Source organism: Bradyrhizobium sp. NBAIM03, from assembly GCF_020194055.1.
Lineage (GTDB): Bacteria > Pseudomonadota > Alphaproteobacteria > Rhizobiales > Xanthobacteraceae > Bradyrhizobium > Bradyrhizobium yuanmingense.
Genome location: NZ_JADYVS010000001.1, coordinates 214,920 through 239,056 on the forward strand (window position 1 = coordinate 214,920; position 24,137 = coordinate 239,056).

Genomic DNA, 24,137 nt, shown 5'->3' on the forward strand with positions numbered 1-24,137 from the left:
ACGTCAGGCCGCGCGGACCGATTCCAGGAACTGCGCGACCTCGACCTTCAGGCGGGTGCTGTCGGTCGCCAGCGACTTCGCCGCCGACAGCACTTCACTCGAGGCCGAGCCGGTCTCGATCGCACCGCGCTGCACGTTGGTGATGTTGGACGACACTTCCTGCGTGCCGAGCGAGGCCTGCTGAACGTTGCGCGAAATCTCCTGCGTGGCCGCGCCCTGCTCCTCGACGGCGGCGGCGATCGCCGCGGACACCTCCGACAGCCGCTCGATGGTGCCGCCGATCTCCTGGATGGCGTTGACGGATTCTTGCGTCGCCGCCTGGATGCCCGAGACCTGCGCCCCGATTTCGCCGGTCGCTTTCGCGGTCTGCTCGGCCAGTGCCTTGACCTCGGAGGCGACGACGGCAAAGCCGCGGCCGGCTTCGCCCGCGCGCGCCGCCTCGATGGTCGCGTTCAGCGCGAGCAGGTTGGTCTGGCCCGCGATGGTGTTGATGAGCTCGACGACGTCGCCGATGCGGGCGGCCGCCTGCGACAGCGCGTTGACGCGCTCGTTGGTCCGCGCCGCCTGCTCGACCGCTTCCGCTGCCATCCGCGCCGAATCCTGCACGCGGCGGCTGATCTCGGTGATAGAGGACGACAGCTCCTCGGAAGCAGAGGCCACGGCCTGGACGTTGGTGGAAGCTTCTTCCGACGCAGCCGCAACGACGGTTGCGAGCTCCTGGCCGCGCTGCGCTGTGCCGCTCAGCGTTGCCGCGGACGCCTCGAGCTCGGTCGAAGCCGACGATACGGTCTCGACGACCTCGCCGATCATGACCTCGAAATTGCGGGTGATGGCATCGACACGTCGGCCGCGTTCGATCTTGGCCTCGGCGTCGCGCGCCGCCGCAGCGTCGGCCGCCTTCTTGGCGATCAGCGCCTCCTTGAAGATCTGGAGCGCATCCGCCATCGAGCCGATCTCGGTCTTCTCGCCGCGATGCGGCACCTCCACCGCAAGGTCGCCCTCGCCGAGCGACTGCATCGGGCGGATGATCGAAGCGATGCCACGCGAGACGTCGCGCACGAGATAGTAGGCGGCGCCGATCGCGATCACGACGGAGGCCACGATGATCCCGACCAGCACACGGAAGATCGTAGCGTAGCTGTCGGCGGCCTGCTTCGTCTCCAGCTCGGCGCCCTGATTGTTCATTTCGATGCCCTTCTGGAGCAGCGGATCGGCGGCCTGAGCCATCTTCGCGACCTTGGTCTGCAACATCTCGTTGGCATCGGTCGGGAAGCGGCCGACACTCTTGCGCGACAGCGCCATTACATCCTGCACGCCGTTCAGGTACTCGGCCCAGGCCTTGGTCCATTGCTCGTAGAGCGAACGCTCCTCTGCGCGCGTGATCAGCGGCTCGTAGATCTTGCGGGTCTTCTCGATCCGTTCGCGCAAACCTGCCAGGCGCTTCTCGGCAGCCTCCTTGCCTTCGGCAGTATCCTGCATCAGGTGCAGACGCAGCGCGACGCGGAGCTCGTTGATGTCAGCACGCATCGAGCCGAGCGCACGCACGCTCGGCAACCAGCCCTGCGCGATCTCGACCGTATGGGCGTTGATGTTCTGCATCGTGCCGATCGCCATCACGCCGACGCCGGCGAGCGAGAGCACGAGGACCGACAGCACGGTCAGCAGCTTGAAGACGATCGACAATTTCGACATCACGACAATCCCGATGATTACCCGGCAACGCGCACATCATCTGCGCCGCAGACGTCACGACGGACGACCCGGGCGAAGGTCAGTTCAACAATGCTGGCTGGTTCTTTTCCCGAAGGATTGCGCGCATAATCGCAAACAGGCGTTAACAGGAGGCTACGTAAAAATACGGCTCGTGCGCAGCGATCGTGGTTCGCTGCAACTCTCTGTTGCAGCCGCACCGGCATCTCCCGTTACGATGCGGACGCAAAGGCACGTGTCAGGCCGCGCGGACGGTATCGAGGAACTTTCCGACTTCGAGCTTCAGCCGGTTGCTGTCGCCTGACAGCGATTGCGCGGCGCCCAACACCTGCGAGGATGCCGAACCGGTCTCACTCGCGCCGCGCTGCACGTCGGTGATGTTGGACGACACCTGATGGGTGCCCGTCGCCGCCTGCTGCACGTTGCGGGAGATCTCCTGCGTTGCGGCCCCCTGCTCTTCCACCGCGGCTGCGATGGTCGAGGAGATCTCCGACAGCTTCTCGATGGTGTGGCTGATGTCCTTGATCGCGCCGACCGAATGCTCGGTGGCGGTCTGGATGCCGGCGATCTGCTGGCCGATCTCGCCGGTCGCCTTCGCCGTCTGCTCGGCAAGCGCCTTGACCTCCGAAGCGACGACGGCAAAGCCGCGGCCTGCCTCGCCGGCGCGCGCGGCCTCGATGGTTGCATTGAGCGCCAGGAGATTGGTCTGGCCGGCGATGGTGTTGATCAGCTCGACCACGTCGCCGATCCGCGCCGCAGCAGCGGAGAGCTCCCCGACGCGATCGGTCGTGGTGCGAGCCTGGTTCACCGCATCGCCGGCGACGCGGGCGGATTCCTGCACCTGCCGGCTGATCTCGGTGATCGACGACGACAGCTCTTCGGTCGCCGACGCGACCGACTGCACGTTGGTGGACGCTTCCTCGGAAGCGGCAGCAACCATGGTCGTGAGCTCCTGGCCGCGCGCCGCGGTCGCGGTCAGCGTCGAGGCGGAAGCTTCCAGCTCGGTCGCGGCCGAGGACACGGTATCGACGATCTCACCGATCGCGGCTTCGAAGCTGTCAGCCAGCTTGTGCATCTCGGCCTTGCGCTGCGCGGACGCAATCTGGTCCTGCCTGATCTTGGCTTCGGCGTCCTCGCGCGCCTTCTGCTCCGACACGACCTTGAACTTTTCGACGGCCGCCGCGACGCCGCCGACCTCGTCCTTGCGGCCGAGACCGGGCAGAACCACGGAGAAATCGCCGCCGGCGAGCTTGTCCATGGCGACCGTGAGCGCACGGATCGGCCGCGCGATGGTCAGGAACGACATCAGCCAGGAGCCGACGAGGACGAGCATGGCGAGTGCGCCGACCAGGATCGCAAGCTGCTCGCTCGATCTCATTTGTGCCGCGGCCGCGGCATTCTTCTCCTCGGATTTGTGCCTTGCGTAGTCGGCGATCTGGCTGATCAGCACGTCGAGCTCGCCGGCAATCGGCAGGGTCACCTCGCGTGCGATGCGAACGACGTCTTCATTGAGCTTCGCAGCGCGGGCCGCTCCGTCTGCACCGCTGGCGGCCAGGGCTTCGCCGCGCACGCCGGCGATCTGCTGCGCGGCCTTTTCGTAATTCGCAGCCAGCGATCTCAGTTTCTCCATCCGAGCGCGGTTCTCCGCCTCGTGAGAAAGCTTCAGCATTTCATCGACCAGCGCATTCGTCGATTTTTGCCGCTCGCCCAGATTCTGGACGGCCTTCTGAATGTCAGCCGGGCTATTGGCAAGACGAAGGTCTCGTACCGCGAGCTGCATGCCGCGAACCGCAGCCTCGGCCTTGACTGCGTCGCGCGCGATCTGCTGCTGCGCAAGCGCGCTCTGGCTGCTCTCGCGAATTCCCGCATTGCCGAGCATCTGGCTTGCAATCATGGCCCCAACCAGGAGCACACCGAGCGCCGACGCAATCGCCAGCTTGGTCCCGATCCTCAGATTCTGAACTAGGCTCAACATGGGCATGCTTCCCCCGAAGGAACGCGCAGCCGAGTCATTGTCGGCTTCCCCTGACTGCGCCATTGCCCAAAAAATGAGCTTCTCACATTCCGATTTGGTTAACGAAATCCCTCGCAGAAATACTGACTTTGCACGCTAAATGATTGAGCGCGAAAGGAAACGATCCCGTCATAGTTGTAAATTGCAGCTTCAAGTCGGAGCTAGGACGCTTTACATCCGATGGCCTCGCCGACGAGGCTGATTCGAAAGACCGGCTGCTTGTCCTCATCGAGCAGCTCCATGCACCATTCGGCGTTCGGCTTCAGGCCGCGCGCGATGCCGCTGAGCAGATTGGCGCACACCTCGGTCATCTCGGTCCAGGCGGCTGCGCGATCCTCGAACTCGTACGGCAGGTCGGCGGCGCCGGAATAACGGCCGGTGCTGATGCGGAAGAAATAGAGCGACATGATTGAACCCTTGCGTGGGACCGCCCCCCGGCGCGCGCAAACTGCGGCCCGAACAGCTACCAAGGCATGAAAGCCGCCGTCCGTATGACTACGGCGCAGGCGGCTTGATGTTCGATGATGCCTTCGACGATCAATGGCGCGGGTTGTCTCGCGCAGGCGAGCTCACTGCGTGGAGCGGCGCAGCTCCAGCGGTCCCTCGTTCTTCGCCGGCTCGGACTTCACCGGCTCGAGCCGGCTGCCCTCGACACGCGGCGTCTCGACGCGCGCGGCAACCTCGGTGTTCGACGCGGCGACCGTACCGGTGTGCTCCGGTCGGTGCAGCGAGCGCGGCCGCGCTGCAGCGCGCGCCATCAGCATTTGGTTGCCGCCCTGGTGACGGAAGTCGCAATAGGCGAAGCCCATGCCCGACACCGAGCCGCGGAAGCTGCGATCGTCGGTCTTTTCGAGGTTGAAACAGGGCTCGAACGGAATGCCCTTGATCGAGGCGCAAACATTCTGGCCGCGGATCTGGAGCGTATTGCCGGGAAGTCGGAGGTGCTTGACCGGGCCCGAGCCCGAGAATTGCACCGCACCGGCCGCGCCGAGATCGTCGAGGATGCGGCCTGCACCGCGGGTGCCGTCGAAACAGGTGAAGGCGAACACCTTGCCAGCCACGAAGCGGCGCGCCTCGTCGGCATTCATGCTTCCAGCGATGGCCGGCGCAAACGTCGCTGCCGCCGTGACAGCCCCCAACACAATACGCGCAAGCATGCTCAACTCCGAACCAACCCCCGCAGCGGGCGATGCCTTTATCTCTTTACCCGCTGCTTACCATACGAACCATGGCGAGATTGAAGCAGCTTGGTTGGTAAAGTCTGAACGCCGTCAGACAATTTTTACCACGACGCGGCCGCGAACCTGGCCGGCGAGGATTTTCGCGCCCCAGCCCTGAACCTCGCCGAGCGAAATTTCCTCTGTGATTTCAGTCAGTTTGGTCCGATCCAGATCGGAGGCCAACCGCTGCCAGGCGGCCTTCCTTGGCTCGATCGGGCACATCACCGAATCGATGCCGAGAAGGCACACTCCGCGCAAAATAAACGGCGCCACCGAGGACGGCAGGTCCATGCCGGCGGCCAGGCCGCAGGCCGCGATCGCGCCGCCATATTTCGTCATCGAGAGCAGGTTGGCGAGGGTGGTCGAGCCGACGCTGTCGACGCCGGCGGCCCAGCGCTCCTTGGCGAGGGGTTTTGCAGGGGCCGACAATTCATTGCGATCGATGATCTCGGCAGCCCCCAGCTGCTTCAGGTAGTCGGCCTCGGAGGCCCGCCCGGTCGAAGCGATGACGTGGTAGCCGAGCTTCGAGAGCACGGCGATCGCGACCGAGCCGACGCCGCCGGCAGCGCCCGTCACCACGACCGGGCCGCTCTTCGGCGAGATGCCATGCTTCTCCAGCGCCAGCACCGAGAGCATCGCCGTGAAGCCGGCGGTGCCGATCGCCATGGCATCGCGCGCCGATAGCCCTTGCGGAAGAGCGACCAGCCAGTCGCCCTTCACCCGCGCCTTCTCCGCATAGGCGCCGAGATGGGTCTCGCCCATGCCCCAGCCGGTGCAGACGACCTTGTCGCCCGCCTTCCACTGCGGATGCGAGGAGGCTTCGACCGTGCCGGCGAAATCGATACCGGCGATCATCGGGAAGCGGCGCACCACCGGCGCCTTGCCGGTGAGCGCAAGGCCGTCCTTGTAGTTCAGCGTCGACCATTCGACGCGGACGGTGACGTCGCCCTCCATCAGCTCGGTTTCGTCGAACTGCGCGAGCTGCGCGGTGGTGCCCTTGTCCGCCTTGTCGATCCTGACAGCCTTGAATGTGGCCACGACTGAACTCCCTGACTTTGTTTGTCGCGGATGTTTAGCCGATCAGGCCGGCTGCGCAACCACCCGCTGGACCGGTTTCTCGACGATTGGAAGATTGATCAGCGCCGAGAGCACGCCGAACAGGATCGAGAGCCACCAGATCGGCGTGTAGGACCCGAACTTTTCGAACACGATGCCCCCGAGCCAGACGCCGAGGAAGCCGCCTACCTGATGGCTGACGAAGGCAAAGCCGTAGAGCGTCGCGAGCCAGCGCGTTCCGAACATCAGCGCCACCAACGCCGAGGTCGGCGGCACCGTCGACAGCCAGGTCAGGCCGGAGATTGCACCGAACGCGATCGCCGAGAACGGCGTGATCGGGAACGAGATGAAAGCGAGGATCGCCAGCGCGCGCGTGAAGTAGATGGCCGAGAGGATGTAGCGCTTGGGAAGGTAGTTCTGGAGATACCCCACGCTCAGCGATCCGATGATGTTGAACAGGCCGATCGCCGCGATCACCCAGCCGCCGGTTTGTGCGGTGATGCCGCGATCGACCAGGAACGCCGGCAGATGCACGGTGATGAAGGCGAGCTGGAAGCCGCAGGTGAAGAAGCCGAGCACCAGGAGCACGTAGGAGCGATGACCGAAAGCTTCGGCAAGCGCCTTGGTGATGGTCTGGTCATGCGCGGGCGTTGCGCTGTTCACGCTTGTCACCGGCGGCGTCGAGAGCGCCAGCGACAGCGGGATGATCAGCAGCATCAGGAAGCCGAATACGGAGAGCGCCTGCTGCCAGCCGAAATTGTCGATCAAGGCGACACCGATCGGTGCGAACAGGAACTGTCCGAACGAACCCGCCGCCGTGCCGGCGCCGAGCGCGATGCCGCGCTTCTCCGCGGGCAAGAGCTTGGTGAAGGCCGACAGAACCAGATTGAACGAACAGCCGGCGAGGCCAAAGCCGATCATCACCCCGGCGCCGATGTTGAGCGACAGCGGCGTCGAGGAATAGCGCATCAACAGCAGCCCGCCGGCATAGAGCAGCGCGCCGACGCACATCACCCGGAACAGGCCGAAGCGATCCGCGACCGCACCGGCGAACGGCTGGCCCAGTCCCCACAACAGATTCTGCACGGCGATGGCGAGGCCGAACACGTCACGGCCCCAGCTGAATTCGTGACTCATTGGCTGCACGAAGAAGCCGAGCGCCGAGCGCGGACCGAAGCCGAGCATGCCGATGGCACAACCGCAGAGGATGATGACGGCCGGGGTACGCCAGTTGGAGGAACGCGAGGCCGGAGCGAGCTCGCCGATCTGTGTCGACATGGTTGTCCTCGTCTGTCCTTGGCGGAGCCGCAAATCAGCAGCCGCGGGACAGCCCGTTTAATGCATATGCATGAAAATCCCAAGGCCAAAACGATTGCATTCCACGAAGAGCTGACGCGGGAGCATTGCGTTTCAATCTGACCTCGCCTGGCAGGCGCGCAGTGACGGGAATGTGTGCGGGCAGGCCCTAGCGGCAAGCAGCGACGCGTGCTATGTTCGATCTACTCAGGTTGAGCATATGCCGACCGCAGCGACGTTCGCCCGGCCTCCTAGGCCGGATTTCTCGGGTCCCATATATTCTCAAACTGAGCATAATGCCACGCATAATGGCCACACTTGGGAGGCTTCAATGCCGATCACTGCAATTTACGGTCCCGACGACTTTGCCAACCGGCCGCAAGGCCAACCCACCGCCTCCCCGCGCGCCGCGCCGGTGCGTCCGGGACCGACATGGCTGATGCCCTCCCTGGAATGGACGCCGGCGGTCGAACGCGCCACTGCGCCGCTCTATGACCGCGTCAAGCACGTGATCCCGTCGATCGAATGGCCGCTGATGGCGCCGACGATTCACGCGATCAACGAGCTCAAGCGCGCGCGGGGCGCGGTCATCCTCGCCCACAACTACCAGGCTCCGGAGATCTTCCACTGCGTCGCCGATATCGGCGGCGACTCGCTCCAGCTCGCGGTCGAAGCCACCAAGGTGAAGGCCGACATCATCGTCCAATGCGGCGTGCACTTCATGGCGGAGACCTCGAAGCTGCTCAATCCGGACAAGACCGTCTTGATCCCGGATTCGCGCGCGGGCTGCTCGCTCGCCGCCAGCATCACCGGTGCGGACGTGCGGCTGCTGCGGGAGAAATTCCCCGGCGTGCCTGTTGTTGCCTATGTCAACACCTCGGCGGAGGTGAAGGCCGAGGTCGACATCTGCTGCACGTCCTCGAACGCGGTGCAGGTGGTCGAGAGCCTGAACGCCCCGACCGTGATCTTCCTGCCCGACCGATACCTCGCCACTTACGTGGCGTCCAAGACCGACGTGAAGATCATCGCCTGGAAAGGCGCCTGTGAGGTGCATGAGCGCTTCACGGGCGAAGAGCTGCGGAGCTTTCGCGAGGCCGATCCGTCCGTGCAGATCATCGCGCATCCGGAATGCCCGCCGGACGTGCTGGCGGAAGCCGACTTCACCGGTTCGACCGCGCACATGATCAACTGGGTGCGGGCAAAGCGGCCGCGGCGGCTCGTCATGATCACGGAATGCTCGATGGCCGATAATGTCCGGGCCGAGCTGCCCGACGTGGAGATGCTTCGCCCCTGCAATCTCTGCCCGCACATGAAGCGCATCACGCTCGCCAACATCCTGGAAAGCCTGCTGACGCTTGGCGAGGAGGTGACGATCGACCCCGCGCTCGCGGAACGCGCGCGGCACTCGGTCGAGCGCATGATCAATCTGAGAAATTGAGGGCGAGTAACATGCAACACGACATCCACGACCTCGCCAGCACCGACGACGTCGTCATCGTCGGCGGCGGCCTTGCCGGACTGTTCTGCGCGCTGAAGCTCGCGCCGCGGCCGGTGGCCTTGATCTCGGCGGCACCGCTCGGGCGCGGCGCGTCCTCGGCATGGGCGCAAGGCGGCATCGCGGCGGCCGTCGCCGAAGGCGATACGCCGGAGGCACACGCTGCCGACACCGTCGCGGTCGGCGGCGGCCTCGTCGACGAAGCCGTTGCGCTCGGCATTGCGCGGGAGGCTGCGCCGCGCATCCACGATCTTCTCGCCTATGGCGTGCCGTTCGACCGCGATCTCGACGGCAGGCTTGCGGTCGGACGCGAAGCTGCGCATTCCGCGAGTCGCATCGTGCATGTGCGCGGCGATGGCGCCGGCGCCGCGATCATCGCGGCCTTGAGCGAGGCCGTGCGCCGCACGCCCTCGATCCGCCTGATGGAAGGCTTCGTCGCCGAAGCACTGTTGACCGAGGACGGCGCGGTCACCGGGCTTCAATTGCGCGAGGCCGGCAATCCCGCGGCACGGCCGCTCGTGCTCACCTCGCGCGCGGTCGTGCTTGCGACCGGTGGGCTCGGCCATCTCTACGCCGTCACCACCAACCCGTCGGAAGCGAGCGGCTCGGGCCTTGCGATCGCCGCCCGCGCCGGCGCCGTGATTGCTGATCCTGAATTCGTTCAGTTCCACCCGACCGCCATCATGGTCGGCCGCGACCCGGCACCGCTCGCCACCGAAGCCCTGCGCGGCGAAGGTGCAACGCTGATCAATGGCAACGGCGAGCGCTTCATGAGCGCCCGCCACCCGCTCGCGGAGCTCGCGCCCCGCGATATCGTGGCCCGCGGCGTGTTCGCCGAGATCGCGGCCGGGCGCGGCGCCTTCCTCGATGCGCGACAGGCGCTGGGCGCGCGTTTCGCGACGAGTTTTCCGACCGTGCATGCGAGCTGCATCGCTGCCGGCATCGATCCCGCGACGCAACCGATTCCGATCGCGCCAGCCGCGCATTACCACATGGGCGGCATCGCGGTTGACGCACGCGGCCGCAGCTCGATCGACGGTCTCTGGGCCGCCGGAGAAGTCTCCTCCACGGGCGCGCATGGCGCCAACCGGCTTGCCTCGAATTCCCTGCTCGAAGCCGTCGTCTATGCCGCCCGCATTGCCGACGACATCGCCGGCCGCACTGTGCCCCCGCCGGCACGCCTTCCCGAGTCTTTGGTGACACCACGCGCCGGCACGCCGGATGCTGCGGAGGTGAAGCGGCTGCGCGCAATGATGAGCGCGCATGTCGGCGTGATCCGCGACGGTGATGGGCTTGCGCAAGCCGTGCGCCATTTCGTCAGGCTCGAGCGCGAGGCCGGACGCAGCGTCCTCGGCAACATGGCGATTTCGGCCCTGCTCGTCGCCGCTGCGGCCTGGACGCGGCGCGAAAGCCGCGGTGCGCATTACCGTTCCGATCACTCGGCCGAGAACCCAGCGCTGGCGCAGAGAACGATGACCACGCTCGCCGCGGCGCGCGAGGTCGCGGAGAGCCTCGACGAGCGCCCGCGGCCACGCCTTGTGCAATCCATGATCGCCTGAAGGAGGCCCCATGATCACCCCGACCTCACTGCTCTATCCCGATGCCTTCCTTTCGCCGCTGGCCATCGAGACCGCCGTTGAGCGCGCGCTCGACGAGGATCTCGGCCGCGCCGGCGACATCACCTCGCTGGCGACGATCCCGGAGGCGACGCGCGCGCAAGCCATCCTGGTCGCGCGCCAGTCCGGCGTGATCGCCGGATTGCCGCTGGCGCTCGCGACCTTGCAGAAGCTTTCGCCCGAGATCGAGGTGCGCGCACATGTCCGCGATGCCGCGTGGGTTGCGCGCGGCCAGCACGTGCTGACGATCTCGGGCCCGGCGCGCGCCATTCTCACGGCGGAGCGCACCGCGCTGAACTTCGTCGGCCGGCTGTCGGGCATCGCCACGCTCACCGCGGACTATGTCGCCCGCACCGAAGGCACCAGGATGCGCATCTGCTGCACGCGCAAGACCACGCCGGGATTGCGGGCGCTGGAGAAATACGCGGTGCGCTGCGGCGGCGGCTTCAACCACCGCTTCGGGCTCGACGATGCGATCCTGATCAAGGACAACCACATTGCGGTGGCCGGCGGCATCCGCCCGGTGCTGGAGCGCGCCCGCGCCCATGCCGGCCATCTCGTCAAGATCGAGATCGAGGTCGACACGCTGGCGCAGCTGCGCGAGGTGCTCGAGAGCGGGATGGCCGATGCGGTGCTGCTCGATAATATGGACCTTGCGGCGCTGCGCGAGGCGGTGAGGCTCAACGCGGGCCGCCTCGCGCTGGAGGCGTCCGGCGGCGTCACGCTGGACTCGATCGCCGCCATCGCGGCCACCGGCGTCGACTATGCGTCGGCCGGCGCCCTGACGCATTCTGCGCCGAATTTCGATTGTGCGCTGGACATCGAGGCGTGATGGCACCTCTCGCGTCATGGCCGGGCTTGTCCCGGCCATCAACGTCATGCGTTACGAAGAACGTGGATGCCCGGGACAAGCCCGGGCATGACGATCAACTTGTAGGCGCTACCGCCGCTCGCCCAACTCCGCGGAGCTCTTGGCTTCCTGCGCGAGCGCGGCGGAGAGCGCGGCGGTTTGCGCCGGCGTGCCCCAGCTCGGCAACTCGCTGCCGTCGCCCCAGTTGCGCGGCCGATAGAAGGTGTGCACGCCGGTCTTGTACAGCTTCTTCATCTCGGCGACCCAGGACGGGCGCACCCAGTAGGCGTGATAGTGCGTGGACTTGCCGACCTCGGGCAGCCAGATCTGTCCGTCGAGCATCGCCTTGGAGATCTTCTTGGCGCGCTCCCACATTTCGGGCTCGCGGATCACGTCGGCATTGTTGTCGCAGGCGAAGGTGAACTGGCAGGCCAGGTGACGGTGCTTGTTCTGGTAGACCGCGCCGCACACGGTGTCGGGATATTTGCCGGAGAAGACGCGGTTCATCACCACTTGCGCCACCGCAATCTGGCCGCGCACGGCTTCGCCGCGGGCCTCGAAATAGACGGCTTCGGCAAGACACTTCTCGGACTTGGCGCGCGACTTGTCGTCGAGCGCGAGTCGCTCCGCCGGCGACTTGCCGCGCTGGTTGTCGGCGTTGACCTCGCCCTTCGGCGCGACGCTCTCGCCGCTCTCGATGTCCTTGGCGATCTCCGCCGTCGGCGGGGTCAGCGAGGCCGTCACCTTCATGTCGGGGTCGGGCATCACGATCAGCGGCTCGGCGCCGGGCTGCCAGCTCTCGATGGTCTCGATCTGGCCGCCCAGCGAGGAGCTGCCGAAGAAAAGGCTCGATGTCTTGACGCTGAAAGGATCGCGCGCGGGAGCAGCCGGCGCCGTGGCGTGCTTCAGCGCTTCCAGCGGCTGCACCGCGAACGCGCGCGCAGCCTCGCTCGCCTGCGGCGGATTGGAATATTGCGGCAGCGGCGGCGCGCGCATCGCCTCCTGCAGCTCGGGATCGAGCGGGGCCGCGGATTCCGGCGACATCGCCGGCGGCAATGCGGCGGTCTTGGCGCCGAACACCGAGCTGTTCGAGGTAGCGGGATCTTCCTTGGCCGGTGCTGCAGCCGGCGCGGCCGTCTCAGGCGACTGCGTCGGCGCGACGATTGCGAGGCGATCGCCCTTCAGGGCGCGATCGACCTTGGGAAAGTCGGATGCGTGGTAGCGCGGCGGTGCCTGAAGCGCCGGATTGCGGCGGATCGCGCCGGTGACGTCGCCGCCGTCGAGGCTCGCGAGCCGAACCATCGCGCTCTGCGGAACCGAGGTGCCGATGGGGCGGGAAAAACTGTAGGTGGCAAGCTGGATCGAGGACGCAGCGGAGAACACCTGCTTCTGCCACCGCTCGGCGACGCCGGGTTGGCGCGCCAGCAACGAGGCAATGTCCTGATAGCCGGTCTCTCTCGGCATCAATGCGAAGATGCAGAGACCGATGCCGAAGGACGCGAACCGCGCGCCCTTCGGATGGTTACGCAACACAGACATCGATACGCTCACGCTACGCTTACGCTGGTTCGATCGAACTCAGTACATCCGTGCAATTCGATCTTTATTGTGAGTATCTAATTTAGGTTGCCGGGGCGTTAATCGGCGTTGCGCAGGCGGCACACTCAAGCGAATGCAGGTGTTTTCACGGGGCGACGTCGCGCATTGGTAAATGCGGCCTCACGTGAAGCGGTAAACATCGGGTCAACGCGAATGGTGAAGGAACTCTTGCGCCCCCGCGTACCATCACGGGAAGCTGTTGGGGGAGCGCCTGTGCGATGACGACGGTTGCGAGGGGCCAACGCGCCCCTCACTCGGCGATCAGCTTCAACCACTCGTCTTCGGTCAGCACCTTGACGCCGTGCTTGTTGGCGTCCGCGAGCTTCGAGCCGGCGCCGGGGCCCGCGACGACGAGATCGGTCTTTTTCGAAACCGAGCCCGACACCTTGGCCCCGAGCCGCTCGGCCGTCGCCTTGGCTTCATCCCGTGTCATCTTCTCCAGCGAGCCCGTGAACACCACGGTCTTGCCGGCGACGGCCGAATTGCTCTTCGGCTTCTCGGCGTCGACGATCTCGACCTCCTTGGTCAGGCGTTCGACAATGCCGCGATTGTGACTCTCGCCGAAATAATCGGCGATGCTCTTGATCACGGTGTCGCCGATCTGGTCGAGCGCGTCCATGTCCGCGATCGCCTCCTCGTCGCCCTTGGCAACCTTGAGGCAGGCATCATGGAAGGCGTCCCACGAGCCGTAGCCGCGCGCCAGCGCCAGCGCCGTGGTCTCGCCGACATGGCGCATGCCGAGCGCGAAGATGAAGCGCTCCAGCGCGATTCTGCGCCGGCTCTCGATGGCGCCGAACAGGTTGCGCACGGAGGTCGCGCCGTAGCCTTCGATCTCCTCGAGCTTGAGTTTTGCGTTGCGCTTCTCCAGCGTGAAGATGTCGGCGGGCTCCTTCACCCAGCCCTCGTCGAAGAAGTACTGGAGCTGCTTCTCGCCGAGGCCGTCGATGTCGAAGGCCCGCCGCGACACGAACAGCTTCAGATGCTCGATCTTCTGATAGGGACATGCGAACTCGCCAGTGCAGCGGGCGCGCGAGCCCTCCTCGCCCGTCGCCGTCTCCTCGCGCACGACGTCGGTGTGCAGCGGACACGGGCACTTCTTCGGGAAGTGGAATTCCCTGGCGGTCTTCGGCCGCTTGTCGAGGACGACGTCGACCACCTGCGGGATGACGTCGCCGGCGCGCTGAATCACCACGGTGTCACCGATCCTGATCTCGCGCCCCTCGCGCAGCACCTCGCCCTTGTTGCCGATGCCCTTGATGTAGTCCTCGTTGTGCAGCGTGACGTTCTGCACGATGACGCCTCCGACGCCCACCGGCTCGAGCTTGCCGACCGGCGTGAACGAGCCGGTGCGGCCGACCTGGATCTCGATGTCCCGCAGCACCGTCATGGCGCGCTCGGCCGGGAATTTGTGCGCGATGCCCCAGCGCGGCGTGCGCGAGACGAAGCCGAGCCGCTCCTGCCAGTCGATGCGATCGATCTTGTAGACGACGCCGTCGATGTCGTAGTCGAGCCGCGCGCGCTGCTCCTCGATCGCATGATGAAAGGCGAGCAGTTCCTCGACCGAGTGACAGAGCTTGGTGAGCGGATTGGTCTTGAAACCGCAGCGCTCGAACCAGCCGATCATGCCGCTCTGCGTGTCTTCCGGCATCGCGCTCATCTGCCCCCAGGCATAGGCGAAGAACCCGAGCGGACGGGAGGCGGTGATGGTCGGGTCCTTCTGGCGGAGCGAACCCGCGGCCGAATTGCGCGGATTGGCGAAGATGGTGTCGCCTGCCGCCTTCTGCCGTTCGTTGAGCGCCAGGAACGCCTTCTTGGTCATGTAGACTTCGCCGCGCACCTCGCAGATGTCGGGGATGTTGCGGCCCTTCAGCTTCTGCGGCACGTCTTCGAGCGTGCGGATGTTGGCGGTGACGTCCTCGCCAACCGCACCGTCGCCGCGCGTCGCGGCGGTGACGAGCTCGCCACCCTCGTAGCGCAGCGACATCGAGAGGCCGTCGATCTTCGGCTCGGCGGAGAAGCCGATCTTGTCGTCGTCGAGCTTCAGGAAGCGCACGATGCGGCCGACGAAGTCGCGCACGTCCTCCTCCGCAAAGGCGTTGTCGAGCGACAGCATGGGCACGGCATGCGGGACTTTCTTGAAGCGCCCTGACGGCGCGGCGCCGACCTTCTGCGAGGGCGAGTCCGCGGTGACGAACTCGGGAAAACGCGCCTCGATCGCGTTGAGGCGCTGGCGCAGCGCGTCGTATTCGGCGTCGGTGACGGTGGGCGCGTCCTCCTGATAGTAGCGATCGTTGTGCCCCTCGATCTCGAGGGCGAGCCGCTTATGCTCGACCTTGGCCTGCGCCTTGGTGAGCTCGGCGACGTCGCGTAGCGGTGTTGCTTTGGATTTTGCTGCTCTGGCCATGGCGCTTGGATACGACGGAGCGGGCGGGAGGGTAAAGCCTTGTGGAAATCTCGTGCCCCGGGCGCAGCGCAGCGCTCCTTCAGCGGTGCGCTGCAGAGCCGGGGCCCATGTCGCGGCAGGCATTCTGGGTCCCGGCTCGCGCTACGCGCGTCCGGGACACAAGCCTAAGCCGTCGCCGCCTTGAGCAGCCGTTCCGCCGCAGCCCTCGCCTCGGCCGTGATCTCGGCGCCGGCGAGCATGCGGGCGATCTCCTCGCGGCGGTGGTCGGCGGCGAGCGCATTGACGCGGGTGGCGACGCGCTTGCCCTTGTCGAGGGCGTCCTTGGAGATGAGCAGGTGCTGGTCGGCGCGGGCGGCGACCTGCGGGGCGTGGGTCACGGCCATGACCTGGACCTTGCCGGCAAGCCGCGCCAGGCGCCCGCCGATGGCGTCCGCGACCGCGCCGCCGACGCCGGTGTCGATCTCGTCGAAGACGAGCGTCGGCGCCGAGCCGCGGTCGGACAGCACGACCTTGAGCGCGAGCAGGAAGCGCGACAGCTCGCCGCCGGAAGCGACCTTCATCAAGGGCCCCGGTCTGGTGCCCGGATTGGTCTGCACCCAGAACTCGACGCGATCGAAACCTTGCGGCCCGGGCGCAGCCTCGTCGGTCTCGACCTGGGTCATGAACCTCGCGCGTTCGAGCTTGAGCGGGGCAAGCTCGGCATTGACCGCCTTGTTGAGCTTCTCGGCCGACTTCTGCCGCGCCAGCGACAGCTTCTTGGCGGCCGCCGCATAGCGGCTGTCCGCCTCGATCGCGGCCTGCTCCAGCTTCTTCAAGCGCGAGGCGCCGGCATCGATCAGGACGACGTCGGCGGCGTATTTGGCGGCCAGCGCGGCGAGGCCGTCAACCGGGGTCGAATATTTGCGAGACGCCGCACGCAAAGCAAAAAGCCGTTCCTCGATGCGCTCGAGCTCGGCCGGATCGAAATCAGTTGCGGCCAGCGCCGCCTGGAGATGCTGATCGGCCTCCTCCAGCGCGTTGATCGCCGCGTCGATTGCCTTTACCGCGGGCTCGACCAGCGCCGGCGAGTTGACGCCGCGGCGCTCCAGCCGGCGCACCGCCGCCGAGAGCGCGGCAACCGGCGAATGATTGCCGCCGACCGCCTCCTGCGCCTCGCGCAGGTCGGAGGCGATCTTCTCGCCCTGCATCATGGTGGTGCGGCGGGAAGCCAATGCGGTTTCCTCGCCGTCCTTGGGCGCGAGCTGCTTCAGCTCGTCGGAGGCGTGGCGCAGATAATCGGCCTCGCGCGCCGCGCGCTCCATGGCGGCGCGATGCTCCTCCAGCGCGGTGTTGGCGGTGCGGCGCGCATCCCAGAACGCTTCGACGGCCGCGACGTCCTTCTCGAGGCCGGCAAAAGCGTCGAGCAGGCGGCGGTGGGTGGCGGCATCGACCAGCGCGCGCTCGTCGTGCTGGCCGTGGATCTCGACCAGGGCGGTGCCGACCGCCTTCAGCGTCTGCACGCTGATCGATTGGTCGTTGATGAAGGCGCGGGTGCGGCCGTCGGCGAGCTGCACGCGCCGGAGAATCATCTCGCCGGTGTCGTCGAGGCCATTCTCGGCCAGTATCTTCGTCGCAGGGTGATTCTTCGGGACATCGAACACGGCCGTGACCTGCCCCTGCTCCGCGCCGTGACGCACGAGGCCGGCGTCGCCGCGGCCGCCGAGCGCCAGCGCAAAGGCATCGAGCAGGATGGATTTGCCCGCACCGGTCTCGCCGGTCAAAACCGCGAGGCCGGAGGCGAATTCGATATCGAGCCGTTCGATCAGGACGATGTCACGGATCGACAGACGCGCCAGCATGGAACCAAATTTCCTAGCCGAGACCCATCTTCTTGAAGGTCCGGCTGATCCAGGACCCCTGATTCTCGCTCGGCTCGAGACCGCCGGATTTTACAAGATTATAGGCGTCCTTGTACCAGCGGCTGTCAGGAAAATTGTGCCCAAGCACCGCCGCCGCGGTCTGCGCTTCGCCAACGATGCCGATCGCCATATAGGCCTCGGTGAGCCGGAACAGCGCCTCCTCGACATGGCGAGTGGTCTGGTACTGCGTCACGACGGTCTTGTAACGATTGATGGCGGCCGTGTAGTCGCGCTTCTGGGCGTAGTAGCGGCCGACATTCATTTCCTTGCCGGCGAGCTGGTCGCGCGCGCCCTCGATCTTGGCCTTGGCCGAGGTCGCATATTCCGAGTTCGGATATTTGCGCACCACCTCTTCCAGCGCAGCGATCGCCTTTTCGGTGCGGGTCTGGTCGCGGCTGATGTCCGGGATCTGGTCGTAATGGGAGGCGGCGATCAGGTATTGCGCATAGGCCGCATCCGGGCTGCCGGGATGCAGCGTGACGTAGCGGGTGGCGGCACCGATGCAACCGTCATAATCGCCGCCCTGATAGGACGCATAGGCCGACATCAGCAGCGACTTGCGGGCCCAGTCGGAATAAGGATGCTGGCGGTCGACCTCTTCGAACTTCTTGTTCGCCGCCTTCATGTCCTTCTTCTCGTTCATGAGGTACAGGCCCTCATTGTAGATCTTGTCGGCGGGCTCCTCGACGAAGGTGTCATCCTTGGCGGTGAACTTGTCCCAGAGCGCGCCCGTGCCGCATCCGGCGAGCGGCAGCGCAAGAACGATGAAGGTGACGGCCTGAATCAGCCCGCGGGCTCGCGACGAGACCGAAAAAAATCCGCGCGTCATACGCTGTGCCGACATGAGTTTAAGCCCTGACGCCCTATGATGCGGTGTCCGCCAGCCCACGAACCCCTCATGGGCGCGAAATGTAACCGTGGTGCCTGCCACGCGACCACGCCGATGTATCCGAAAACGATCGTTAACGAACCGGATAGGGAGGCATTTCGCCCGGATTAAGGCGAACCTGCCGCAATGCTAGCCGATCATGGTTACCAGGAGTTTCCCGGGGCCGCCAACCACGTTCCGAAGGCGACAGGCCGCGTCAGGACACATCCGGTCCGAAGGCCGCAGCGACCCGGCCGCCGACGATGCCACGACCGACCTCGCCCACGGCACGCGTGGTGCGGCGGGCAGCCTCGCCCTCGACCACCCGCCAGGCGGTCCGGTCGGCGAGCAGCGCCGTCAAGACGGCGTGGTTGAGCTTATGACCGCCACGCACCGAGCGGTAGGCGCCAAGCAGCGGCAGGCCGGCCAGCGAGAGGTCGCCGATCACGTCCAGCACCTTGTGACGGGCGCATTCATCGGCGTAGCGCAGGCCCTCGGTGTTGAGCAGCCGCTCGTCGTCGAACACGACGGTGTTGTCGAAGGAGGCGCCGAGGGCATAGCCGGCGCTCCAGAGCCGCGCGACGTCGCACATCAGGCCGAAGGTCCGGGCCCGGCCGACTTCACGGCGGAAACCTTCCGGATTGAGGTCGAAGGCGTAAGCCTGCTGGCCGATGACGGGATTGGTGAAATCGATCTCGACCTCGACGCGGAACCCGTTGGTGTGGGGCCTGACCTCGCCGAAGGAGTCGCCGATCTTGACCGAGATCGGCTTCAGAACCTGGATGAAACGGCGCTGCGCCGGCTGGGTGACGATGCCGGCCTGGTCGATTGCCGCGATGAAGGCGGCGGCGCTGCCGTCCATGATCGGGACTTCGGGACCGTCGATCTCGATGGTGGCGTTGTCGACACCCATTCCCCGCAGTGCAGCAAGCACATGCTCGGCAGTGGACACCAGCGGACCGTTGCGGTCGCCGAGGACCGTGGCAAAGTCAGTCGCAATCACTTGCTCGGCGGTGGCCTGAACTTCGCGGTCACTTCCCTCAAGTCCGGTCCGGACAAAAATAAAACCCGCGTCGACAGGCGCAGGCCCAAGCGTGAGAGTGACGGGAAGACCGGAATGAACGCCCACGCCTGCCACAGAGGCTTGCGCACGAAGCGTTGTTTGCCGGCTAAATTTCATCAGGAACCCGCCCCACTAAGACCCACTGCGACTTATACGAGACCTGCTTGGCCGGCCAGAGCCGACGCTTCCGAATCTCCGTATCCCCAAGTCACGGCAAACCATAGTTGCAGCCTCAAACAGCGCCAACTCACGCTTTTTTACCGATTGTTACCCCAAACCTGCCGTATTCGCGCCAAGGCTTAACCAAATTGCGCCGGGTTTCGGGACCGCTATCGGCAGTTCTACTGAACCACCGAAGCCGTAATTAATCATTTAAAATCAGTTGTTTGGCTGCTCAATCCGGACATGCCCGGGACAAAAGGAAAGGTCCCGGCGAGCTCCTCGCCGGGACCTTTTTTCGTCTGCCTTATTGTAACAATCCTCAGGTCGCCTGCCGCCGCAGGAAGGCCGGGATATCAAGATGGTCGTCACCCTGTGGCGCCGGCGCAACAGCCGCGGGGCGGCCATGGACGTCCAGGCCCTGCGGCGCGGGACGGCGGGCATACTCCGATACCGGCTCGTTGGACGCGATCTGCTGCGCCACGGTCTTCTGCGGCCGGCGTTCGGGCAGCGGCGGCATGGCGGGACCGGCGGTGCGGGCCGCGACCGGTGGCTCGCTTTCCTCGTCGCGACGGCCGAGGCCGACATTGGCGAGGCGCTGCAGCAGCGACAGGCGGGTCTTCTGCGGGGTCTCCTCCTCAGCCTCGCCGCGGGCCTGCCGAATCTCGGCTTGCGCCGGCATCGGCAGCTCCTCGATTCGCGGCATGCGCGGCGCGCGGGCCGGACGCTCGGCCTGCGGCGGGATGAAGGTATCAGGCGTCATCGGCTCCTGCACCGCGACCGGGGCCATGTCGGCCTCCGGGAACAGGGTCGGCTTCTGCGCGATCGGGCGCACGGTGACGTCGCCATAGGTCTGCGGCGCGGGCGGCTGCGGCACCTCGGAAACGGCAGCGGCGATCGCGGCGAGCGCAGCACGCTCGACGTTCGGACGGGGCGCGGCGGCAATCGGAGCCGGCGCGGCGGCCGGGGTTTGAGCTTCCAGCTTCTGGGCACGCTCGGCCAGACGCTGATTGTCGGCACGCAGCCGGGCGGTCAGGTCGGCGAGACGGCTCTCGGCGGCGGCGGCCGGGGCGGCAGCCTGCTGCATCTGCGGTGCGGGGTTGGCGACGGGCGCAGAGGTGGCCTGGCTGTTGCGGGCGATCGCGGCCTGCTCGATGCCGGTGGCGACCACCGAGACGCGGATCAGACCGTCGAGCGCTTCGTCGAAGGTGGCGCCGACGATGATGTTGGCGTCCTGGTCGACTTCCTCGCGGATGCGGGTCGCGGCCTCATCGACCTCGAACAAAGTGAGGTCCTTGCCGCCGGTGATGGAGATGAGGAGGCCCTTGGCGCCCTTCATCGACGAGTCGTCGATCAGCGGGTTGGCGATCGCGGCTTCCGCGGCGGTCAGCGCCCGCTTGTCGCCGGAGGCTTCGCCGGTGCCCATCATCGCCTTGCCCATCTCGCGCATGACGGCGCGGACGTCGGCGAAGTCGAGGTTGATCAGGCCTTCCTTGACCATCAAATCGGTGATGCAGGCGACGCCCGAATAGAGCACCTGGTCGGCCATCGCGAAGGCATCGGCGAAGGTGGTCTTCTCGTTGGCGACCCGGAACAGGTTCTGGTTCGGGATGATCAGGAGCGTATCCACGACCTTGTGCAGCTCGGCGATGCCGGCTTCGGCCGTGCGCATGCGGCGCTGGCCCTCGAAGTGGAACGGCTTGGTCACCACGCCGACGGTGAGGATGCCCATGTCGCGCGCGGTCTTGGCGATGACGGGAGCTGCACCCGTGCCGGTGCCGCCGCCCATGCCGGCGGTGACGAACACCATGTTGGCGCCCGAGAGATGGTCGCGCAACTCGTCGATCACCTCTTCCGCGGCCGCGGCGCCGACGTTCGGCTGCGAGCCGGCGCCGAGGCCTTGCGTGACGGCCGTGCCCATCTGCACGATGCGCTGCGCTTTCGACATCGTCAGCGCCTGCGCGTCGGTGTTGGCGACCACGAAGTCGACGCCCTGCAGGCCCGCCGTGATCATGTTGTTGACGGCGTTGCCGCCGGCGCCACCGACGCCGAACACGGTGATCCGGGGCTTCAGTTCGTGAATATCAGGAACATTGATGCTGATGGTCATGGTTGCCTCTCGATCACGCGCGCGTGGGTTCGCCCCGGCCGGTGGCCGCGGGAGTTGGTGAAAATCGAAGATTGCGGAAAGCGGTCATCAGAAGCCCTCGCGTAGCCATCGTCCGACCTTTCCGAAATATCCGCCGGTCCCTGTCTTGATCTGCTGCCGCGTATGCCGCGGTTCGACATGTTCGAGGTGAACATATTGCGGGTAGACCAGAAGTCCGGCCGGCACCGCGAACGCGGCGTTCTTCGCCTCGTTGGGAAGCCGGCCGAAACCGAGCGGACGACCGACCCGCACGGGCCGGCCGAGAATCCGGGTGCCGAGATCGACGAGGCCGGTCAGCTGCGAGGCCCCGCCCGAGAGCACGACGCGGCCGTTCGGCTCTGCGGCGAAGGGCGAATCCTTCAGCTTGTCCCGAACCATTTCGAAGACTTCCTCGGCACGGTGCTTGACGATGTTCGCGATGGTGGCGCGGGAGACGATCTGCGGCAGATCCTGCTCGTCACCGGCTGTCGGCACAGACATCAGCTCACGCGAGTCCGATCCGCCGGTGATGACGGTGCCGTATAAGGTCTTGATTCGCTCGGCATCGGCAATGGTCGCCGAGAGTCCGCGCGCAAGATCCATCGTGATGTGTTGCCCGCCGACCGCAAAACCCGCCGCATGCACGAAGCGGCCGCCCGAATAAACGGCAATCGTGGTGGTGCCGGCGCCCATCTCGACGACAGCGGCGCCGAGATCGGCCTCGTCGTCGGTCAGCACCGAGAGTCCGGCCACATAGGGGCTCGCTGCCATGGCTTCGACATTGATGTGGCAGCGCTCCACCGCCAGCATCAGGTTCCGCGCCACGGTGGCGTCGCAGGTGACGACGTTCATGTCGACGCCGAATTGGTGCGCGACCATGCCGCGGGGATCGCGGATGCCTTTGACACCGTCGAGCGTGTAGCCGACCGGCAGGGCGTGCAGCACGGTGCGGCCTTCGCCGGTGGCGTGGCGCATGCCGGTGGAGGTGACGCGGCTGACATCGGCCGGCGTCACGGCGCCGCCACGAATGTCGGCGGCAGCCTCGACCAGCTGGCCGGCGAGCCGGCCGCCGGAGACCGACAACAGCACGGACTCGACCCGCACCTTGGCCATCTTCTCCGCAAGCCCGACGGCCTGGCGCACCGCCTGCTCGCATTCGCCGAGATCGATCACCGCGCCGGCCTTCATGCCGCGCGCCTGGATCTGGCTGTAGCCGATCAATTCCACCGCATGGGTGCGGCCGCGCAGCGCATCGCTCGGCGGCGACGGCTTCAGCCGCGCGATCATGCAGGCGATCTTGCTGGTGCCGATGTCGAGGCAGGCGACGATGCCGCCGCGCTTGTGCGGCATCGGGCGCGTCTTCGGCGTCTGGGTGCGATCGAGACCGGTCATGCGGAATCCCCGGCCTTCTTTTTCTTCTTGTCCTTGAACAGCTCCTCGCGCGCCTTGGCGGCGTCCTCGGAGAGCTGCACCACCAGCCGGTCCGGCAGGCGCATGTCGACGGCGACGATATCGCGCGAGAACAGCCTGTCCTCCTTGTCGAGCTTCGACAGCATCGCAAGCGCGTTGCCGACGTCCTGCTCGGGCAGGCGAATGTCGAGACCGTCCTTGAGCCGCAGGTTCCAGCGCCGCTCGCCGACGTAGATCGCGGCCTTGGTCACCGAATGGACCTGCGGGTAGCGCGCCAGCAGCGCCAGGAAATCGCGGGCCTGGGTCTCGGCGCCCTTGCCGACCACGAGCGGCAGCGACAGGAAGCGGCGCGAGACATAGGGCTCGAGCACGGCGCCGTCGTCGGCGATGACGGAGAGCCGGCCGGCCTCCTGCCACAGCGCGAACGCCTTGCGCTCGGTGAGCTCGATCATGAGCTGGCCCGGATAGAGCTTCAGCACGGTCGCATCCGCGATCCAGGGATTGGCCTTGAGCTTGTCGCGCACCGCCTCGGCATCGAGGAACAGCAGCGAGGAGCGGCCGCTGACGCCGCCGATCGCGAGGATCTCGTCCTGGGTCAGCTGCTTGCGGCCGTTGATGACGACGGAGGTGATGCGGAAGCCGGCGGAATTGGCCAGCGCATTGCGGGCATCGCTGACCGCGGTGACGAAATCCTGGAGGTGGCCGCCCTTGACAATGCCGAAGCCGCAGCTGCCGATCAACAGCAGCACGGTCATGCTGAGGCCGACCCGGCGCGGCAGATAGCGCTCGACCAGCGCGACCAGGCGCGGCGGCGGCTCGCGCTCGACGGCGGCCTTGGCCTGGGCTTTGGCTTTGGCCTTGTCCCTGGCGGCAGCGCGCGCCTCTTCGCGCTTGACCTGCGCCCACTCGCGCAGAAGCACGACCGCTCCGATAGCGGCCGCCTTCAGGTCAGCTTGGGGCCTCAGCGATCCGAAAAGCGATCGGGTGAGGCGTCCTGCACCATCCATTGCACGAGCTCGTCAACAGTTTGCCCGCGACATCGCGCGGATCCTGGCGAACATGACGTCTCGGACTTGCCGGGCCGGGTGCTGGTCTTCAGCAGAAGAAAACCTCTCCCCTTCAAAGCGTTCGCTGGAGGTGACATCACCCGCGACAGCTCACGCGCCGGCAGCCAAAGCGCCATATGCGCCGCCAGCGTTAACCTTCGGACGTCCTGGTAAACAAAAGGTAAAATTCGTTAACGACCTGCGCATTTTGCCTCGCGATATCTGGCATTTGCGCCGCCATGTCCGGCATTTTACCGGTTTTGGCTACCAAACCGGCCCGTTTCGCCGGTCCGGCCGTTAACCAG

17 protein-coding genes are annotated in these 24,137 nt (G+C 66.2%); 3 read left to right on the forward strand and 14 right to left on the reverse strand.

The window, feature by feature from the left end; all coding sequences use genetic code 11:
• Positions 1-3 precede the first annotated feature (3 nt).
• From I6F21_RS00955 to I6F21_RS00980, 6 genes are all read right to left on the reverse strand, one after another.
• Entirely contained in the window at positions 4-1,692 is a 1,689-nt protein-coding gene (locus I6F21_RS00955; protein ID WP_036038279.1) for a methyl-accepting chemotaxis protein, read from the reverse strand.
• 256 nt (positions 1,693-1,948) lie between these two features.
• On the reverse strand, positions 1,949-3,685 hold the full coding sequence (locus I6F21_RS00960) for a methyl-accepting chemotaxis protein (RefSeq protein ID WP_225139075.1): 1,737 nt from the start codon (positions 3,683-3,685) through the stop codon (positions 1,949-1,951).
• Positions 3,686-3,885: 200 nt separating this feature from the next.
• Positions 3,886-4,131, reverse strand: coding sequence for a hypothetical protein (locus I6F21_RS00965; protein WP_036003604.1), 246 nt, complete (start codon positions 4,129-4,131; stop codon positions 3,886-3,888).
• Positions 4,132-4,293: 162 nt separating this feature from the next.
• Positions 4,294-4,881: a hypothetical protein gene (locus I6F21_RS00970; RefSeq protein ID WP_128263696.1), complete on the reverse strand. Its 588-nt coding sequence runs from the start codon at positions 4,879-4,881 to the stop codon at positions 4,294-4,296.
• Between the two features lie 114 nt (positions 4,882-4,995).
• Entirely contained in the window at positions 4,996-5,982 is a 987-nt protein-coding gene (locus I6F21_RS00975; RefSeq protein WP_225139076.1) for an MDR family oxidoreductase, read from the reverse strand.
• Positions 5,983-6,024: 42 nt separating this feature from the next.
• On the reverse strand, positions 6,025-7,278 hold the full coding sequence (locus I6F21_RS00980) for an MFS transporter (RefSeq protein WP_225139077.1): 1,254 nt from the start codon (positions 7,276-7,278) through the stop codon (positions 6,025-6,027).
• A gap of 349 nt (positions 7,279-7,627) precedes the next feature.
• Here I6F21_RS00980 and nadA point away from each other — a divergent pair, with 349 nt between their 5' ends.
• The 3 genes from nadA to nadC are packed head-to-tail and all read left to right on the forward strand — an operon-like array spanning position 7,628 to position 11,239.
• Positions 7,628-8,734, forward strand: a complete 1,107-nt coding sequence (gene nadA / locus I6F21_RS00985; protein WP_225139078.1) for a quinolinate synthase NadA — start codon at positions 7,628-7,630, stop codon at positions 8,732-8,734.
• 11 nt (positions 8,735-8,745) lie between these two features.
• Positions 8,746-10,350 (forward strand): L-aspartate oxidase, encoded by a 1,605-nt coding sequence (locus I6F21_RS00990; RefSeq protein WP_225139079.1) that lies wholly within the window; start codon positions 8,746-8,748, stop codon positions 10,348-10,350.
• 10 nt (positions 10,351-10,360) lie between these two features.
• Positions 10,361-11,239: a carboxylating nicotinate-nucleotide diphosphorylase gene (nadC, locus tag I6F21_RS00995; protein ID WP_225139080.1), complete on the forward strand. Its 879-nt coding sequence runs from the start codon at positions 10,361-10,363 to the stop codon at positions 11,237-11,239.
• Between the two features lie 108 nt (positions 11,240-11,347).
• On the opposite strand, the gene I6F21_RS01000 is transcribed toward nadC, so the two are convergent.
• The 8 genes from I6F21_RS01000 to I6F21_RS01035 all read right to left on the reverse strand — a co-directional run bounded on the left by I6F21_RS01000 (position 11,348) and on the right by I6F21_RS01035 (position 23,793).
• Complete coding sequence (locus I6F21_RS01000; protein ID WP_225139081.1) at positions 11,348-12,796, reverse strand: cell wall hydrolase; 1,449 nt, start codon at positions 12,794-12,796, stop codon at positions 11,348-11,350.
• 310 nt (positions 12,797-13,106) lie between these two features.
• Positions 13,107-15,260, reverse strand: a complete 2,154-nt coding sequence (ligA, locus tag I6F21_RS01005; RefSeq protein ID WP_225139082.1) for an NAD-dependent DNA ligase LigA — start codon at positions 15,258-15,260, stop codon at positions 13,107-13,109.
• Positions 15,261-15,424: 164 nt separating this feature from the next.
• Positions 15,425-17,098 (reverse strand): DNA repair protein RecN, encoded by a 1,674-nt coding sequence (recN, locus tag I6F21_RS01010; RefSeq protein ID WP_225139083.1) that lies wholly within the window; start codon positions 17,096-17,098, stop codon positions 15,425-15,427.
• Between the two features lie 13 nt (positions 17,099-17,111).
• A complete protein-coding gene (locus tag I6F21_RS01015; RefSeq protein ID WP_036003576.1) occupies positions 17,112-18,002 on the reverse strand; it encodes an outer membrane protein assembly factor BamD in 891 nt (296 codons plus the stop codon).
• A gap of 241 nt (positions 18,003-18,243) precedes the next feature.
• Positions 18,244-19,206 (reverse strand): UDP-3-O-acyl-N-acetylglucosamine deacetylase, encoded by a 963-nt coding sequence (gene lpxC, locus I6F21_RS01020; RefSeq protein ID WP_109144668.1) that lies wholly within the window; start codon positions 19,204-19,206, stop codon positions 18,244-18,246.
• Positions 19,207-19,570: 364 nt separating this feature from the next.
• Complete coding sequence (gene ftsZ, locus I6F21_RS01025) at positions 19,571-21,358, reverse strand: cell division protein FtsZ (protein WP_225139084.1); 1,788 nt, start codon at positions 21,356-21,358, stop codon at positions 19,571-19,573.
• 87 nt (positions 21,359-21,445) lie between these two features.
• Positions 21,446-22,768, reverse strand: coding sequence for a cell division protein FtsA (gene ftsA / locus I6F21_RS01030; RefSeq protein ID WP_036003557.1), 1,323 nt, complete (start codon positions 22,766-22,768; stop codon positions 21,446-21,448).
• A complete protein-coding gene (locus I6F21_RS01035; RefSeq protein ID WP_036028353.1) occupies positions 22,765-23,793 on the reverse strand; it encodes a cell division protein FtsQ/DivIB in 1,029 nt (342 codons plus the stop codon). Before I6F21_RS01035 ends, ftsA begins: the two co-directional genes overlap by 4 nt.
• Positions 23,794-24,137 lie beyond the last annotated feature (344 nt).